At 62.0% G+C, this 16,018-nt stretch carries 15 protein-coding genes and 1 pseudogene; 12 read left to right on the forward strand and 4 right to left on the reverse strand.

Annotated elements, in window-relative coordinates:
* Positions 1-36 precede the first annotated feature (36 nt).
* The 9 genes from ACQY8M_RS33960 to ACQY8M_RS34000 all read left to right on the forward strand — a co-directional run bounded on the left by ACQY8M_RS33960 (position 37) and on the right by ACQY8M_RS34000 (position 8,972).
* The gene (locus tag ACQY8M_RS33960; RefSeq protein WP_428665812.1) at positions 37-1,104 is read left to right on the forward strand and encodes a glycosyltransferase; all 1,068 of its coding nucleotides are present in this window, start codon (positions 37-39) and stop codon (positions 1,102-1,104) included.
* 28 nt (positions 1,105-1,132) lie between these two features.
* A complete protein-coding gene (locus ACQY8M_RS33965; protein ID WP_428665815.1) occupies positions 1,133-1,915 on the forward strand; it encodes a glycosyltransferase family 2 protein in 783 nt (260 codons plus the stop codon).
* The gene (locus tag ACQY8M_RS33970) at positions 1,916-3,016 is read left to right on the forward strand and encodes a hypothetical protein (RefSeq protein WP_428665817.1); all 1,101 of its coding nucleotides are present in this window, start codon (positions 1,916-1,918) and stop codon (positions 3,014-3,016) included.
* Positions 3,017-3,029: 13 nt separating this feature from the next.
* Positions 3,030-4,028, forward strand: coding sequence for a polysaccharide deacetylase family protein (locus tag ACQY8M_RS33975; protein WP_428665820.1), 999 nt, complete (start codon positions 3,030-3,032; stop codon positions 4,026-4,028).
* A gap of 4 nt (positions 4,029-4,032) precedes the next feature.
* Positions 4,033-5,256 (forward strand): glycosyltransferase, encoded by a 1,224-nt coding sequence (locus ACQY8M_RS33980; RefSeq protein WP_428665823.1) that lies wholly within the window; start codon positions 4,033-4,035, stop codon positions 5,254-5,256.
* A gap of 225 nt (positions 5,257-5,481) precedes the next feature.
* On the forward strand, positions 5,482-5,607 hold the full coding sequence (locus ACQY8M_RS33985; protein WP_428665826.1) for a GDP-mannose 4,6-dehydratase: 126 nt from the start codon (positions 5,482-5,484) through the stop codon (positions 5,605-5,607).
* A 366-nt stretch (positions 5,608-5,973) separates the two neighbouring features.
* Positions 5,974-6,162 (forward strand): GDP-mannose 4,6-dehydratase, encoded by a 189-nt coding sequence (locus ACQY8M_RS33990; protein WP_428665828.1) that lies wholly within the window; start codon positions 5,974-5,976, stop codon positions 6,160-6,162.
* A gap of 166 nt (positions 6,163-6,328) precedes the next feature.
* Positions 6,329-7,579, forward strand: coding sequence for a hypothetical protein (locus ACQY8M_RS33995; protein WP_428665831.1), 1,251 nt, complete (start codon positions 6,329-6,331; stop codon positions 7,577-7,579).
* A 289-nt stretch (positions 7,580-7,868) separates the two neighbouring features.
* The gene (locus tag ACQY8M_RS34000) at positions 7,869-8,972 is read left to right on the forward strand and encodes a glycosyltransferase (protein ID WP_428665834.1); all 1,104 of its coding nucleotides are present in this window, start codon (positions 7,869-7,871) and stop codon (positions 8,970-8,972) included.
* Between the two features lie 199 nt (positions 8,973-9,171).
* Here ACQY8M_RS34000 and ACQY8M_RS34005 read toward each other — a convergent pair whose 3' ends face one another.
* Complete coding sequence (locus tag ACQY8M_RS34005; protein WP_428665836.1) at positions 9,172-9,990, reverse strand: 2OG-Fe(II) oxygenase; 819 nt, start codon at positions 9,988-9,990, stop codon at positions 9,172-9,174.
* Between the two features lie 187 nt (positions 9,991-10,177).
* Positions 10,178-10,274 (reverse strand): annotated as a pseudogene (locus ACQY8M_RS34010) (transposase); the annotation flags it as partial.
* Between the two features lie 184 nt (positions 10,275-10,458).
* On the opposite strand from ACQY8M_RS34010, the gene ACQY8M_RS34015 reads away from it, so the two are divergent.
* Positions 10,459-11,553, forward strand: a complete 1,095-nt coding sequence (locus ACQY8M_RS34015) for a glycosyltransferase family 4 protein (protein WP_428665839.1) — start codon at positions 10,459-10,461, stop codon at positions 11,551-11,553.
* Positions 11,554-11,991: 438 nt separating this feature from the next.
* Positions 11,992-12,558: a dTDP-4-dehydrorhamnose 3,5-epimerase gene (rfbC, locus tag ACQY8M_RS34020; protein ID WP_428665842.1), complete on the forward strand. Its 567-nt coding sequence runs from the start codon at positions 11,992-11,994 to the stop codon at positions 12,556-12,558.
* A gap of 272 nt (positions 12,559-12,830) precedes the next feature.
* On the opposite strand, the gene ACQY8M_RS34025 is transcribed toward rfbC, so the two are convergent.
* Both ACQY8M_RS34025 and ACQY8M_RS34030 read right to left on the reverse strand, forming a co-directional pair.
* The gene (locus ACQY8M_RS34025) at positions 12,831-13,556 is read right to left on the reverse strand and encodes a nucleotidyltransferase family protein (RefSeq protein ID WP_428665845.1); all 726 of its coding nucleotides are present in this window, start codon (positions 13,554-13,556) and stop codon (positions 12,831-12,833) included.
* Between the two features lie 19 nt (positions 13,557-13,575).
* Positions 13,576-14,565 carry a GDP-mannose 4,6-dehydratase gene (locus ACQY8M_RS34030; RefSeq protein ID WP_428665848.1) on the reverse strand — a complete coding sequence of 330 codons (990 nt, stop codon included), beginning with the start codon at positions 14,563-14,565 and terminating at the stop codon, positions 13,576-13,578.
* Positions 14,566-14,981: 416 nt separating this feature from the next.
* On the opposite strand from ACQY8M_RS34030, the gene gmd reads away from it, so the two are divergent.
* A complete protein-coding gene (gene gmd / locus ACQY8M_RS34035; protein WP_428665850.1) occupies positions 14,982-15,965 on the forward strand; it encodes a GDP-mannose 4,6-dehydratase in 984 nt (327 codons plus the stop codon).
* Positions 15,966-16,018 lie beyond the last annotated feature (53 nt).

Genomic DNA, 16,018 nt, shown 5'->3' on the forward strand with positions numbered 1-16,018 from the left:
TATGACCGGGCTGGCGGGCCGGAGACGGTGCTGCAGATGATCGTGCAGCACCTCGACCGCGATCGCTTTCCGCCATTGCTGGCGCTGCTGGCAAAGCCGGAGCGGCCGTTGCCGCCCGTGCTCGAGGATCTCACCACGCGCGTGCAGACCTGCCGCCTTCCCTGGCACGGCCTGTCCGACGCGCCGCGCACGGCTTATCGCATCGCAGGCCTCCTCGCTGATCGGCCCGGGGCCATCCTGCATACCAACGACATGCGCGCCGACCTGCTTGCCTGGATGATAACCCGCTTTCGTCGCGTGCCCTGGATCGCGCATGTCCATGGCTGGCTTCGGCATACCCATTCCGGCAAGCACAAGGTCTACGAGGATATCGACCGCTATCTGATCCGCGCCGCGGACCTCGTGTTGGTCGGCTCTTCCGCCATGGCCGATGAAGTCCGCCTGGCCGGGGGCAAGCGCGTTGAGATTGTCAGCAATGGAATTCCCGCCACCGACCCTGCGCTGCACGACGCCGAGGCGGCCGAGATACGCGCCCGCATCGCGCCAACCGGACTCCTCGTCGGCATCCTCGGCCGGCTGCACCCTGGCAAAGGCCAGTCCCTGATGATTGAGGCCTTGGCCCGATTGCGCCAGAGGGGTCTAGACATACGCGGCGTGCTGGTAGGCGAAGGTCCGGCAGAGAGCGATTACCGTGCACTGGCGAAACGCCTGGGGATCGCCGAGCAGGTACACTTCGCCGGTTTGGTGCCGCAAACGTTGCCATGGCTCCGCGCGATGGATGTCGTCTGCGTACCCTCGCTGAAGGACAGCCTACCGCTGACAGCGCTGGAGGCGATGAGCATGGAGCGGCCCGTCATTGCCTCGCGCGCTGGTGACTTGCCTCTGGCAATCACCGATGGGCGCGACGGGCTGCTGGTGGAGGTCGGCTCGGCTTCGGCGTTGGAAGCGGCGATGGAACGCCTTGCCCGCTCTCCGGCGTTGCGTGGGGAGCTCGCAGAAGCCGGACGCCGCAACCTGATGACGCGCTACACGCCGGAGGCGATGCTGCGCCAACTCGAAGGCTACTGCGTGCAATTGCTGGCGGAGCGGCGCCATGCAAGCTGACCGCCGCCACATCACTGGCGTCCCGGATTTGTCGATCGTCATCGTCAGCCATGGGCACAAGGCGATGCTGCCCGACTGCATCGCCTCGCTCGGTGCGGCGCTCGACGGTCTGAGGACTGAGATCCTGGTCATAGATAATCTGGCCGATGGTGGTGTTGCGGCGCTCCTTCGCCATCCTATACGGGTGAAGACCAACCCCATCCCGCTCGGCTTCGCCGCCAACGTGAATGCCGGCGCGCGCCATACCACGGGGCGATGCCTGCTCTTCCTGAATCCGGATACGCGCCATCGCGACGGCCAACTCGCAAACGCCGTCGGCTTCCTCGACGGCAATGCCGAAGTCGGGTTGCTGGGCTGCCGCCTGCTCAACCCTGACGGCACGCCGCAGCAGAGTTTTCGACGTTTTCCCTCGCCAGCCGTCCCTCTGGCCCGCGGCCTCGGCATCGACCACTGGCCCTGGCGCCCGCAATGGTATCGGAACGCGCTGATGGAGCAGACTGCACCGTCGGAGTCGCCCTTTCCCGTCGACTGGGTGTTTGGCGCGTTCCTGCTAACGCGGCGTGCCGATTTCGCGCGCGTCGACGGCATGGACGAGGGCTTCCGCCTGTACTACGAAGACGTGGACCTCGCTTGGCGGATGCGCCGCGTCGGCTTGCAGACTTGGGTCTTCCCTTCCCTGGTATTCCTGCATGAGCACCAGCGGAGCAGCGCCCGGCGACCCTTCAGCCGAACCTGGCGATGGCATGTCGGCAGCGCGCTCCGCTACTTCGTCAAGACGATCGGCCGGGCGCCTGCTGGAGGAACTTTCTGAATGAATCCTCGACGTCTCCGCCTCGCTGTTCTCCTCGCCCTTGTGCTTTCCGTAGCCGAGGCCGCATCCGCGGTGGCAGCGCCGCGCTGCCGCTTTCCTGACAACTGGGTCCGGGCGCCGCAGCCCGCCCGCACCATTGCCGGCGGCCCGCTCAGTCCACTGCGTATCGCCGCCGATCCGTCGGTCATCCGCCGCGGGGACCGCTACGAGATGTGGTTCACCAATGCCGACAGTCGACAGCGCACCGGCTTTGCGCGCGCCGAAAGCGGCGACGGTCAGGCGTGGACCGTCTGGAAGTCGCCGACCGCGCCGGACCCATTGATGGATCTTGTGCTCGCGGCGCCGCCCAACGCCTGGGATTCACCAGGCTTGGAAACTGCCAATGTCCTAGTCGGCCCCGATGGGATCTACCGCATGTACTACACCGGCAACCGGGCGCCAGAGGGCAGCGTCACCTTTGCCATCGGCATGGCAACCTCGCCGGACGGTATTCGCTGGACCCGCCGTGACACGCCAGTGCTGGAACCCGTCGCCGCCTGGGAGCGGCCGGTCTGCGCCAGCCCTGGTTCCTGCCGGCACGGCGGCGTGCTGGAACCCAGCGTTCTGTTCGATGCGGCGGCCGGCCTCTACCGGATGTGGTATGTCGGTCTGGGCGAGCCGCCGGACAGTTTCCGTACCTTCCGGATCGGTTACGCAACTTCGCCGGATGGCATCAACTGGACGCGGCTGCCGACGCCGGTGTTCGCGCTCGGCCCTCGCGGCAGCTGGGACGAAATGTGGACCAGCCACGTCAATGTCGTGGCCGACCCCGGTGGCGGCTATCACATGTTCTACTTCGGCAGCGCTCCGCAGGACTACCGTGATGGCATCGAGATGCAGCGCGGTGCGATCGGTCATGCCTTCAGCGCGGACGGAGTGCGCTGGGAACGCAACCCCCGCAATCCTATCCTGTCGCCGCGGCCAGGCCAGGCGGACGCTTGGACCATTGGCGGCCCCTCCGCAATCGTCGAGCAAGGGCGGATTCGCCTCTGGTTCTTTGGCAACCCCACCGGTGGACTGGCTTCCGAGATCCAGCTTGCCGAAGCGCCTTGCGGCCCATGATCCGGAAGCGGCCATGCTGAAGCAACTGCTGCTGCGTCTCGGCCTGGTGTCGCTCGCGCGGCCGATGCTCGGCGGTGCCGGCGCCATCTTCGTGTTCCATCGCATCCGTGCGGCCGATCCGGCAGTGGCCTTCTCGACGAACTACCGCAACAACGTGCCGGCCGATGCCTTCGAGCGGCTGCTGGATACGCTGGCCGAAGACGGCATCGAAATCGTGGGGCTGGAGGAGGCGTTGTTCCGCCAGCAGGCGGCAGGCGCCGGTCGTTTCGTCTGCCTGACCTTCGACGACGGCTACCGTGACAATCACGACACATTGCTGCCGATCATCGAGGCGCGGCATATACCGATCACCGTCTACATCACCCCGGGCCTGATCGATGGCAGCGCCCCGCTGTGGTGGTACGCGCTCGAGCAGGTGATTGAGCGGGAGAAGGTGCTGCACCTGCCCATCCCGAACGAGACCGCGCTCGACGCTCGGGACCATGCAGCCAAGCGGCGGACCTATGACGTCACCGCCGGATTCATGCTGACCGCACGCCCGGAGGCCTCGGCGCGAATGATGCAGGTGTTGGCCGATCGCTACGGAGTCGATGCGGCCGCGCTGGCCGCGCTGCACATGATGGATTGGGAGATGGTGCGCCGCCTCGCGGCCTCCCCGTTGGTCGAGATCGGTGCGCACACGCTGTCGCATCCTGTTCTCGCCACGCTGGACGAGACGGCGGCATCGCACGAGATGGCGGCCAGTCGCGACCGGCTCGAACGTGAAACCGGCCGCGCCGTGCGCCACTTCGCCTATCCCTACGGCAGGAGGGACACGATCGGGGTGCGCGACATCCGGCTGGCTGCGGCGCTCGGCTTTCGCACTGCCGTGACGACCAAGCCCGGGAACCTGATGCGCCGCCATGCTGCGGCGCGCTATCAGTTGCCCCGGCACGGCATCGGCCCTGCCGATGGGCCGGCGGCGGTGCGGCTGAAGCTCGCCGGCGTTCGCAATCCGCTGCGGCAGGGCTGAAGCAATGGACGAGGGTGCCGACCGGCTCGCCCTGCGCGACGCCGACATCATCTGCCTCGGCCCCGCGGTATGGGGCGTGATCCACAGCGTCACCCACTACACAATGCAGGGCATGGCGGAAGCCAACCGGGTAGTCTACGTCGAGCCCTTCGGCGCTTCCCTGACGCTGCGCAACGTCGCCCGCTTTCAGCAACGTCAGCGCGAGCAGAAGCCGGTACTGGAACAAATCGGCGAGCGCTTCTGGGTCTATCGCCCGCCGGCCATCGGCTTGCCGGGCATCAGCCGCCTCGCCGCCGTCTCCCGCATCAACGGTCGAATTCTCGCCTGGCTGCTGCGCCGCGTGCAGCAGCGGTTGGGCCTCCGCAATCCCATTCTGTGGTCGCCGCTATACAATTCCGGAGCCGTGCTGCGGCACTTCCCGGCGCGGCTCAAGATATTCGAGACGGTTGATTTCGACGCCGCCTTGGCGCGCAACGCGAGGCAGCGCGCCATGATGCTGAAGTTGGAGGCGGAAGCCTGCCGTGCCGCCGACCTTGTCTTCGCCGTGACCGACGAGCTCGCCGAACCTCTGCGGGTCCACAATCCCAACATGCATGTGGTATACTGTGCTGCCGCACCGGAAGTGTTCGGTCGCGCCCTGCTGCCCGAGACGAACGTGCCGGAGGCCATCGCCCGTTTGCCCAAGCCCGTCATCGGCTATCTCGGCGGTGTCGATCCCTGGAAAATTGATGTCGCCCTGCTTCGCCACTTGGCGCAGAGCCATCCGGAGTGGAGCATCGTCCTCGTCGGGTACGTCTGGTTCGGCTTCGACGCCGCCGTTTTCGCCGATTGCCGCAATATCCATCTGCTTGGTCCGCAGGCGTATGGAGATTTTCCGGCTTTTCTGAAAGGCATGGATGTTTGCATCATGCCGTTTCCGCTCAACGACACCACGCTTCGCGGCGATGCGCTGAAGCTTTACGAATATCTCTGCGGCGGAAAGCCCGTGGTCAGCACGTCGGTTCCAGCCGCCAGGAGGCTCGCTTCCGTGGTACGCATCGCTGATAACAAAGCGGACTTCGTCACCGCGGTGGAAGCCGCGCTGACCGACCCTCCAGAGGCGCGGGCAGCGCGGCTCGCCGCAGTCCGACCGCATTCCTGGGCGGCGCGGACTCGGCAGAAGGCGGCCATCATCCGTGCGGCTCTCGATGAGTCCCCGCTTTCGCCGACGACGGGGCCTCGTCATTGACCGTCGATCCGAACTCGAGCCGAAACCTACGATCTTCCTGCGGTCGGACGCCCGCCGAAGCAGATGGCGGAAGCGGCGAGCGCCACTGAAAGATTGCGTAGGCCGGGACACGGCAGAATATTGGTGCTTGTACCCGCCAACGTATCGGAGCATGTCGGATAAATTCGGACGTATCGATGTAAGGTTCTGCCACTACAGGTAAGGCGAGGTTACGTGTCTATATGTGTGATCACCGGAATTACCGGGCAGGATGGAGCGTGGTTGGCGCAGCACTTGCTTGGCAAGGGATCACGGGTTGTGGGGCTGGTACGCCACCCTGGTTTTCGTCGGCGCCGCCTTGCAATCCATTGATGTCCTCTAGCACGTCGAGCTGGCGAGCGGTGATCTGATCGATCTTGCGAGCCGATCCGCGTGATACCCGCTTGGGAGCGGAATGCACCCATCATCGGATATCCTTTTCAATCATGAGATTCCGTTGCGGGGCATCGAGTTCGTCATTCGCAGATCACGGATGGTGTTGCCAGCATCAAGCTCGGGCTGGCCAAGGACCTGGCTCTCGTTAATGTGGATGCACGGCGCGATTGGGGCCGTTCGCGCGGCTACGTGCGTGCGATGTGGCTCATTCTTCAGCAGAAAAAGTCCGACAACCATGTCGTCGCCATCGGAAAAGCGAGGCCGGTTCGTAAATTCTGCCGGATCGCCTTTGATGCTGTCTGATTGAACTGGCACGACCACGTCAAGACACGGTCCAATCTCATTTGTCCGGCCGAGGTCGACGTCCTGTGCGGGGATGCCACGAAGGCACGGACCGTTCTGGGTTGGGAGCCGACGATCTCGTTTGATGACATGGTGACCGAGATGGTTGAGGCTGATCTGCGCCGGCACTGCGCGCGCAGCCTCGTGTAGACGCGAGTTCCATGTTGAGCACAGGCGCCATTCGCGACACAATCGCTCTGCTATGCTGATTTCAGACCACGCTTGTGCTCTGATGGCATTTCACTCGAGAATTCACTGTTGCGACTAGCCCGCAGCTGTCTTACGGAACTGTTGGTGCGTGAGGAGGTTCAGATCGGTGACCGAGCCGCGGATAGGTTTCCTTCAGTTCAAGCAGCAACGTCTTCTTCTGTTTGTGTTACTCGTTCTGGTTGCGATCAGTTCAAACCAGTTGAATTATCAGACTGATCACGAGCGGATCGTAACTGGAGCAGGCGATATCTTTTCCTATTTTGCCATGTCAGAAGCCGCGCCGGGAGTGGTCGCTATTCCCGTGCCCTATCATCACGCCCAGCGGATCTTCCTGCCCTATGTTCTCGGCATGGCGAGTCACATCACGGGAGTCTCGATCCCGATGGCCTACTTGGTGGGCGGCAGCCTTCTCCTGGCCCTGGCGTTCTGGTTTTTTATCCGGTGCTGTGAGCTGCTTGATATGCGTGAAGAGACGGTCTTCCTTATCTCGTTGGCTGTTCTCTTCAATCCGTATGTATTTCGCCATTATTTCATGTTCAATGGCTATATCAGCGACATCGGGTTCCTGGCAGGACTTTCCGCCAGTCTCTTCGGCCTGCTCGCCAGGAAAAGAGGCACGCTGCTCGGCGGCATTCTCCTCGCATCGCTGAGCCGGCAAACGACGCTGGTTATCCTGCCGGCGTTCATCGTGCTGGAGTATGCCCTGAATCACTCTCGCGGGTGGCGCGGCAGCGTCTTCACGCTGAGCTACCTCGCACTCCCCATCCTGATCTATCTTGGCACATCATACATCGCCTCGCGCACGGGTCTTCCCAGCGAGACCGAGATGGCGCTGCTAGGACTCCTGTATTGGATCCATTCCGATTTTTCTGCAGGGCGGCTCGTGGATTTTATGATTCGAGGCGTGATTCCTTTTGCGTTTGCACTCGCCTTACTGTTTGGCTGCAGGATCACGATTCCGCGCGAGCGCGATCGACAACTCGTTATCGTCGGACTGTTGGCCTTGATCGTCCCGATCTGCGCCCAGCCGTTTCTCGGCGGACCCGATTGGACACTCAACAGCATCGCGCGGCTCAATTCGCTGGCCGTGTTCCCGGTCTTCCTGCTCGTGGGGATGTGGATCAATCCGTATGTACACCGTCTGAGTCCGCAGATCGCGAGCACGCTCGGGGGGCTCATCGTGCTGGGGTCCGTGCACCATATTTACACTTTTCCAGGGGCGTTCTCGGCCGAAAAGAACAAATGGTTTGCCGCCGTGCACTTCTCAGCCGCAATCGCGACCGCCCTGGTCTTTCGGATCAGCACCCGGCGAGAGCGGGGGCGGGAGCGGGCGGAGTCCCGGCTCGACGCCAGGTAATGCCGACCGACAGGGATCATTTGACCGGCGCGCAGGCGAGGCGGGCAAGCGCCCGCCGGCCTCCGCCGCCTTTTCGGGAAGGATGTTCCGCGCGTGAATTGGCGATGCCGTGGACATCATATCCCAGTCATCAGGCTGCTGAAGCCGCCGAGCGTGAAGAAAGCGGGGATGAGCAGAAATGGCGGCTGGCCGGCAGGGCCGCGATGATTGAAGAATGCATCCATCCTGGGAGCGATTGCAGATCGAACTGCTTGAGTGGCTCGTCCAGTATCCATAGAGATGAGCCGCCATGACCGATTTTGGGACCACCGATACGTCACCAGCCACCCTCTCCATCATTGTACCCTGCTTCAACGAGGAGCGGACACTTCAATCCTGCATCGAGAGAGTCTTAGCTCTGAAACACGGCAGCGATCTATCGCTGGAGATAATCATCGTCGACGATTGCTCGCGTGACCGGAGCCTGGCGATCGCGCGGGAACTGGAGGCGCGCTACCCGGAAATCCGTGTCCTGCAGCACGTGCGGAACCAGGGCAAGGGAGCTGCCCTCCGGACGGGATTCCGTGAGGCGACCGGGGATTTCGTAGCCGTCCAGGATGCGGATCTCGAATACAATCCGCTCGAGCTTCGAAACCTCGTCGAGCCGCTCCGCGACGGGCGCGCTGACGTAGTCATCGGTTCCCGGTTCAAGGGCTCCGGTCCGCATCGGGTGCTGTACTTCTGGCATTACGTCGGGAACGCCTTTCTTACTCTGCTCTCCAACATGTTTACCGACCTCAACCTCACCGACATGGAGAGTTGCTACAAGGTCTTCAGGCGTGAGGCCATCCGGGACATCCAGATCGAGGAGGATCGATTCGGGTTCGAACCCGAGATCGTCGCCAAAGTCGCCCACAAGAAACTGCGGATTTATGAAATGGCCATCTCCTACGAGGGCCGGACCTACGCGGAGGGGAAGAAGATCAACTGGCGGGACGGGGTGCGCGCACTGTATTGCATCTTCCGCTACAATTCGGTCCACTTACCGCTCCCGATTCAGTTCCTCGCATATCTGGTCATCGGCTGCACCGCCGCCCTGGTCAATCTCGCTATCTTCCTGTGTCTCCTCCAGGTCGGCGTGTCCCTCTCAGTGTCCGCGGTGTCCGCCTTCGTCATTGCCGCTGCGGTCAACTATTTCCTTTGCATCGCCCTCCTGTTTCGCCACAAGGCGCGCTGGAATACGGCGGCGGAGATCTTCGCCTACATCCTGGTCGTCGTGGTCGCCGGAGTCTTCGATGTCGGCATCACGAGCGCTCTTGTCGCCATGGGGACATCTCCCTGGCTCGCGAAGATCTTGGCCTCGATGGTTGGCGTCGTCCTGAATTTCCTCGGTCGGCGGTATCTCGTCTTCTGACACCCGACGCCCACGCCAGAGGCACGACGTCGCCTGACTTGCGGATATGACCGAGACCGGCGTTCTTGAAGTCGCCGACCGCCTCCCCTTTCTTGGTGTCGACCGTCGACCCTACCCTGGAAAACCCCCAGTCTAAACCGAATTTGCTTTTGTTTTGGTCAAGCGATTGATCTGGCGCGCCTATTTCTGCGCCGGAGCACTACTGCTTGCGCTTGTAGATGTGCGTGGTGTCTTTGATACCCTTGGCGAACAATGAGCGGATGCCCATTCGCAAGGCTGCGTCGGCGCGGAGCACAATATCCCGGAGCTTCTGTTCGGGACGGCCCCGGAACGAGGTTACATGGAAGCTATCCCCTTCCTTCAGGGGATCGTCGGAAAAGTAGTAGTTGGACACGCAGCAGCGGAATCCGTTGGCGTGGATCGGGCTGACCGAGTGCCAGGAACCGCCGTGCGTTGCCATCACGGCGAGACGGTTGAAGCGGCTTTGGATCGTGAGGGGTTTGCCTCCGACACCCTGCGGCCAGAGTTCCAGGTTGCCGCCGTTCGCTTCGGCCCAGTCCGGGGTCACATAGTAGAGCAGGTTCAAAACCCGCCAGCGGTCACGGTCCTTGTCGTGGCTGTTGTCGAGGTGGGGATTGAGGAACTGCTGGTTGCCCATCATCGAGATGCCGCCGGCATAGAGATGGACGTCCGGGTAGACCGAGTTCATGCCGCAGATGCCCTTGATCAGCTCGACGACCCGCGCATCCTGGAAGGCATAGATCGCCTCCTCGAGAAGCAGGTCGTGCTCATCCATCTGGGCGGCAATGTACTTGTATTCACGCAGGGTCTTCTTGAGCCGCATCGCGTCGGGCTTGGGGAACTGTCGGTAGATCCGCTCGGCGAGTTCAGCGGGCAGAAGGTCGTCGATCACAAAATGGCCGATGGTGCCCACGCTCGCGGCATACTGCTGGGCGACCCGGGATTTCTCGGCCTTGATACGCTCGACGATAAGGTCGGCAATCTCGGTTCGGTCCATGAGGGCTGCTCCCCATTAGGCCCACGTCATCCGGTGCATCGCGTACGGCCATAGCCCGCCATCGCTCAAATGGGACTGCGTCGTCCTCGGAGGGGCGGGCTTCTTGTAACCGAACTGCTGAGACCAGACGCAAGGAATCTGAACGACGTTCGGAACACGGTACCCCGGCCCGCAGAATAAAGAAAGAGGGGCCGTACCGCTCAAGCCGATCGCGCCCAGGGCGCTCCTGTCCGCAGCACCCAGATGATGCCATTCACGACTCGACGATCTGCCTTGCGCTTCATCGCCGTCCATTCCGCTTCGTCAAGTCATGCCGCACCATCGCGGGATTCCAAGACAAGCCGATTCAACCTCAGTAGGATAGTGACGTAACATGCAGGATGAAGCACGCTCGGGCGATGTCGGTGATCGCATGTCCATGGGAAGGGAGTATTCCATAGGGAGATGGCTAGGATATTAATTAACGCAATGGCGATGGGTCGGGTAAAGACGGGAGTCGGCCGCTTCGTCGACGAACTTCTTAGCGCGCTGTCCCTCGTTGACACAGACAACGAGTACATTGTCTACACGACTGAGCTCGGTAAGCGCGAATTGCGTCTGGGGAGGAACTTCACCACTCACGCACCGGATATGTCCCGCCCAGTCAGGCTGGTGTGGGAACAGGCGATACTGCCGGACATCGTTCGTCGGCTGGGCGTCGACCTACTGCATGGCCAGGGTTTTACGTTGCCTTTGCGCAAGAACAGCCGACAGGTCGTAACCATTTATGATATGACGTGGTTCGCCCACGGCAAGATCGATGAGAGAATCAAGACGTTGTATTTCCGATCGTTGATTCCGCGCGCCCTGAGGCAGGCTGAGCGTATCGTGGCAATATCGGAGAGTGCGCGGGCCGACATTGCACAGATGTTTCCCGAAACCACCGATCGGATCATCACGACACTGGGCGGCGTTAACGAACGCTTTTTCTCTCCGCCACCGATCGACGATGCTCGAGCGGTGCTTAGGAAGTTTGGACTCGATGGGCCTTTCATCCTGTCCGTGGGCACGGTGCAGCCACGGAAGAACCTCGCGCGGCTTCTGCAAGCGTTCGCCAAGCTCAAGAATGCGGGATTGATTCCGCATCGCCTGGTACTCAGCGGTGAACCGGGCTGGGACAACAGCGAAGTCTACCGGCGCGCCCAAGCGCCAGATCTGGCCCCGCATGTGCTCTTCACGGGATTCATCACTGACGCCGAGCTTCTGAGCCTCTATGCGACCTGTGACGTCTTTGCCTACCCGTCGTTGTACGAAGGGTTCGGCCTGCCGGTTGTGGAGGCGATGGCAGCGGGATCGGCGGTGCTGACCTCGGACAATTCCTCGCTTCGTGAAGTGGCCAGCGACGCTGCGTTACTCTGTGACCCACTGTCCATCGACGACATTGCTGAAAAGCTTGGTCGCCTCACAACCGAACCGGCGACACGTGCCGCCTTCATCGAAAAGGGACGGAAGCGCGCCGCCAGCTTTACCTGGCAAGAGTGTGCGAGACGAACTCTGCGTGCGTACCAGGAAGCTCTTTCCTAGCGAGCTGCCACGAGACTGACAAATGGTGCTGACGGCGTACGCGAAGGCATCCTCGTCGTATCCCAACATGTCCCAATTTCGTGGTCGGTTTCTCGCCTCCGATCGCACGATCGTCGTCGAGAACGGCATACGGCCACAGGAGAAACCCGAGAGATTATCGCACCCGGCGCTGCCACCGCATGACGCAGAGTCGGCGCGCGCCCGCGCGTCTCTTCATTTGTGGAACTGGTGGAAATGAAATGGCCTGATCTTGACGTTCGCATTTGTCGCTTCCACCTTGCAGATCGATGGACGCTTCACTCCCAAATTAACCAACTGTATAGAACGGGCGTCGCGGGGCAAGCGGAACACCTTTTTCATTGAAACTTGCACACGGTAGTGGCGTGATTCGCTTGAAATTCGCCTTAACGTCGATCAATTCCTTCAATAGCCGAAAACATGAAATTTGAACCTACGCCCCTGAAGGACGCATTCACGATCGAGCTCGAAAAGCGGGGCGACGACCGCGGGTTCTTCGCCCGCGCCTTCTGCGAAAGGGAACTCGCCGACCACGGGCTCGAGCAGCGGTTCGTCCAGATCAACAATTCGCTGTCGGGCAACCGCGGTACGCTGAGAGGACTGCACTACCAGCTCGCCCCGGCCGCCGAGGTCAAGATCATGCGTTGCATTCGCGGCGCTGTGTGGGACGCCATCATCGACCTCCGTCCCGACAGCCCAACGTACACCCAGTGGTTCGGGGCCGAACTGTCCTCCCAAAACAGACGCATGATGTACGTGCCGCGCGGTTTCGCCCATGCCATCCTGACACTCGCCGACGACAGCGAGGTGTTATACCTCGTGAGCGAGTTCTACGAACCGACCCAGGAACGCGGCTTGCGCTGGAACGATCCGCGCTTTGCCATTGAATGGCCTGTCACACCGACGGAAATCTCCGACAAGGACAGGTCGTGGCCAGATTTCGATCCCGACTTCCATGGAATCGAGAGGCTGCGGGGCATCAAGTAGAAGTTCGGCTCCCACCTGACCTTCCGATTCCCCCATGCGCCCCCTGCGGGACATCGACGCGGCGCGGGTCTGGCGGCGGATCGAGCGCCACGAGTCGGTCTGCCGATTCCGCGGCGCCGCCGGAGGTATTTGGTCGCGCGGGTGGAAGCCGCGCTGACCGATGCCACAGGCTCAGGCAGCCCGGCTCGCCGCTGTCCGGCCGCATTCGTGGGAGGCGCGGACCCAGCGGAAGGCGGCCATCATTCGCGCGGCGCCCGACGGCACCACGACCGTCAATCCGCCGGGGCGGCCGTCACCTCGTCCTTGAGGAAGGCGGCGCGATTGGCCTCGAAGGCTTCGGCCGCGCGCGCGTAGTCGGCCGGATTGCCCATGTCGAGCCAGAAGCACTCGGAGCGAAAACCCACCACCTTTTCCCCGGCGGCGATCAGCCGAAGCACGAGCGCAGGCACGTCCAGCGCGACCCCGGCCTGCATGTGCTTGCGGATTCTCGGCGAGCAGGCATAGATTCCCATGCTGGCGGAATAGCTGTGCGTCGGTTTCTCGGTATAGCTGACCACCTCACTCGCCTCGTTGATGCCGAGGACGCCGACCTCGATCTGGGTGTGCCGATCGGCAACCGCGATGGTCAGCGCGGCGGCGTGTTCCCGGTGGAAGCGCATCAGCGCGGCATAGTCGAGCGTCGTCAGCAGATCGCCATTCATGAACAAGAAATCGTCGTCGAATCCCTCGACGGTGGCGATTGGACCTGCCGTGCCCAGCGGCTCGTGTTCCTGATGATAGCCGATGCGAATCCGCTTCGACACTGGCGCCTCGTTGAAGTAGGCGCGGATCAGCGGGCTGAGATACCCGACGGCCAGCATCACCTCCTGGAATCCGTGGAAGCAAAGCTGCCGCAACACGGTTTCGAGGATCGGCACGCCGCCGACCGGCACCAACGGTTTCGGCAACACGGTAGTATACGGTGCGAGCCGCGTGCCACGCCCGCCGGCCAGGATCACCGCCTTCATCGCAGGCGCGTCAGACATGGTAATCTCCGACCTTGAAGAAGCCGGGATTGGCCCGGATCCAGTCGATGGTGCGCGCCAGGCCTTCGTCGAGCGACACGCTCGGCGACCAGCCGAGCAGCCGGCGTGCCTTGTCGCCGCTGGCGATCAGGCGCATCACTTCGCTCTTCTCGGGGCGCAGCCGCTTCTCGTCGGTTATGATCTCCGGGGCCCGGCCGATAATGGCGAAGATGCGCTCCGCCAGCGCCCCGATCGAGATCTCGCTTCCAGTGCCGATGTTGATCACCTCGCCCACCGCCTCCGGCACCTCGCACATCCGGATCACGCCTGCCGCGGTATCCCCGACATAACAAAGGTCGCGTGTCGGGCTGACGGCGCCAAGCCGCACGGCGCCGCCGCGCAGCGCCTGGGTGATGATGGTCGGAATCACAGCCCGGGACGATTGCCGCGGGCCGAACGTGTTGAACGGCCGCACGATGGAAACCGGAACGCCGAAGGACCGGAAATAGCTCAACGCAATCTGGTCACTGCCGATCTTGCTGGCGGCATAGGGTGATTGTGCCTGTAGCGGATGCTCCTCGTCGATTGGCGCATAGAGCGCGGTCCCATAGACCTCGCTGGTGGAGAAGCAGACGATACGCTCGATGCCGCGGTTCCGGCAGGCCTCCAGCAGGTAGGCCGTTCCGAGGGTATTGGTGCGCACCACCTCGATCGGATGGATGAAGCTGTAGGGGATGCCGATCAGCGCGGCCAGGTGACACACGACTTCCTGCCCGTCCACGAGCGCCGCCGCCGTCGCAGGGTCGGCCAGGTCGCCGGAGATGATCGTCAATCCTTCACGTACCGCGGCGGGCAGGAACTCCAGGGCGCCATGGTCGCCGCTCGCCTTGTACCGCAGGAAGCAGGTCACCTTGGCGCCGCGCTGCACCAGGGCCTCTACGAGATTGCTGCCAATGAAACCGCCCGCGCCAGTGACCAGTACGCGCTTGTTTGTCCAATCCATAATCGTCCCTCATCCGTTCAACCGCATCGGGCCACAGCACTGTATAATACGCCGCATGAAACTGTGCTGCGTCAATCTCAAGATGCCAAGATTACTCAGTTGATCTCGCATCACCGCCGCAGGACGCTCAAATTTCCTGGTGGAGTACGCGCGCCCACGATTGCCGCGGGTGTCGTCCTCTATTTACTCGTCCACGGCCTTCCATTAACTGCCGACTTCTTCTACGATGGCTGCAATCTCACTGAGAATGGCGTAACGGATTTTTCACCGAATACCTTCTGGAATACTGTCGAACTCATTGACGCGCAAATGCCTTGTCGAGGGCGGCGGACCGTCAAACAACAAAGCGACAGGTGGTATCTCAGACGAACCGCCTGGGGCCGTGAGGCCTGCTTCCTAGGATAGGGCTGGAATATATGTCTACATGTTTGATCACCGGCATTACCGGACAGGACGGAGCCTATTTGGCTGAACTCTTGCTCAGCAAGGGGTCTCGGGTCGTAGGACTGGTGCGTCATTCCGCGACCCTGGACTTCGTCGGCGAACGCCTGCAATCGCTTGATGTCCTCAAGCACGTCGAACTGATGAGCGGTGATCTGATCGACCTTACGAGCCTGATCCGCGTAATATCGGCTTGCGAGCCCGACGAAATCTACAATCTGGGAGCTCAAAGCTTCGTCGCTACATCCTGGAATGAGCCCATTCTGACGGGACAGGTGACGGGCATCGGAACGCTCACCATGCTGGAGGCGATTCGCATCGTGAATCGAAAAACCAGATTCTATCAGGCGTCTTCGTCCGAGATGTTTGGCTTGATTCAGCAGCCCATGCAGAACGAAAAGACGGCGTTCTACCCGCGGTCGCCATACGCCGTCGCCAAGCTCTACGCACACTGGATGACGGTGAATTACCGTGAAAGCCACGGAATGCACGCATCGTCCGGGATCCTCTTCAATCATGAGAGCCCGTTACGGGGCATCGAGTTCGTCACACGGAAAATCACCGACGGGGTTGCCCGGATCAAGCTCGGGCTGGCAAAGGATTTGGCGCTCGGCAATGTGGATGCACGTCGAGACTGGGGCCATGCCCGCGACTATGTTCGTGCGATGTGGCTCATGTTGCAGCAGGAGAAGCCTGACGACTACGTCGTCGCAACTGGACAAACAACCTCTGTCCGCGACTTCTGCAAAATTGCCTTTGATGTTGTCGGACTGAACTGGAAGGACTACGTCACGACGCGGTCCGATCTCATTCGGCCGGCAGAAGTCGACGTCTTGTGCGGTGATGCGACGAAGGCACGGACCGTTCTGGGGTGGGCGCCGACGATCTCGTTCGGCGACATGGTGGCCGAGATGGTCGAGGCTGATCTGCGCCGTCACACCGCACGAAACCACGCCTAGCAGCCTGTCGGACTGAAAGCTTGCCACGACGGCGCGAGCGGGAACGTCGTGCC

The organism is Reyranella sp. (genome assembly GCF_965279465.1).
Classification (GTDB): Bacteria; Pseudomonadota; Alphaproteobacteria; order Reyranellales; family Reyranellaceae; genus Reyranella.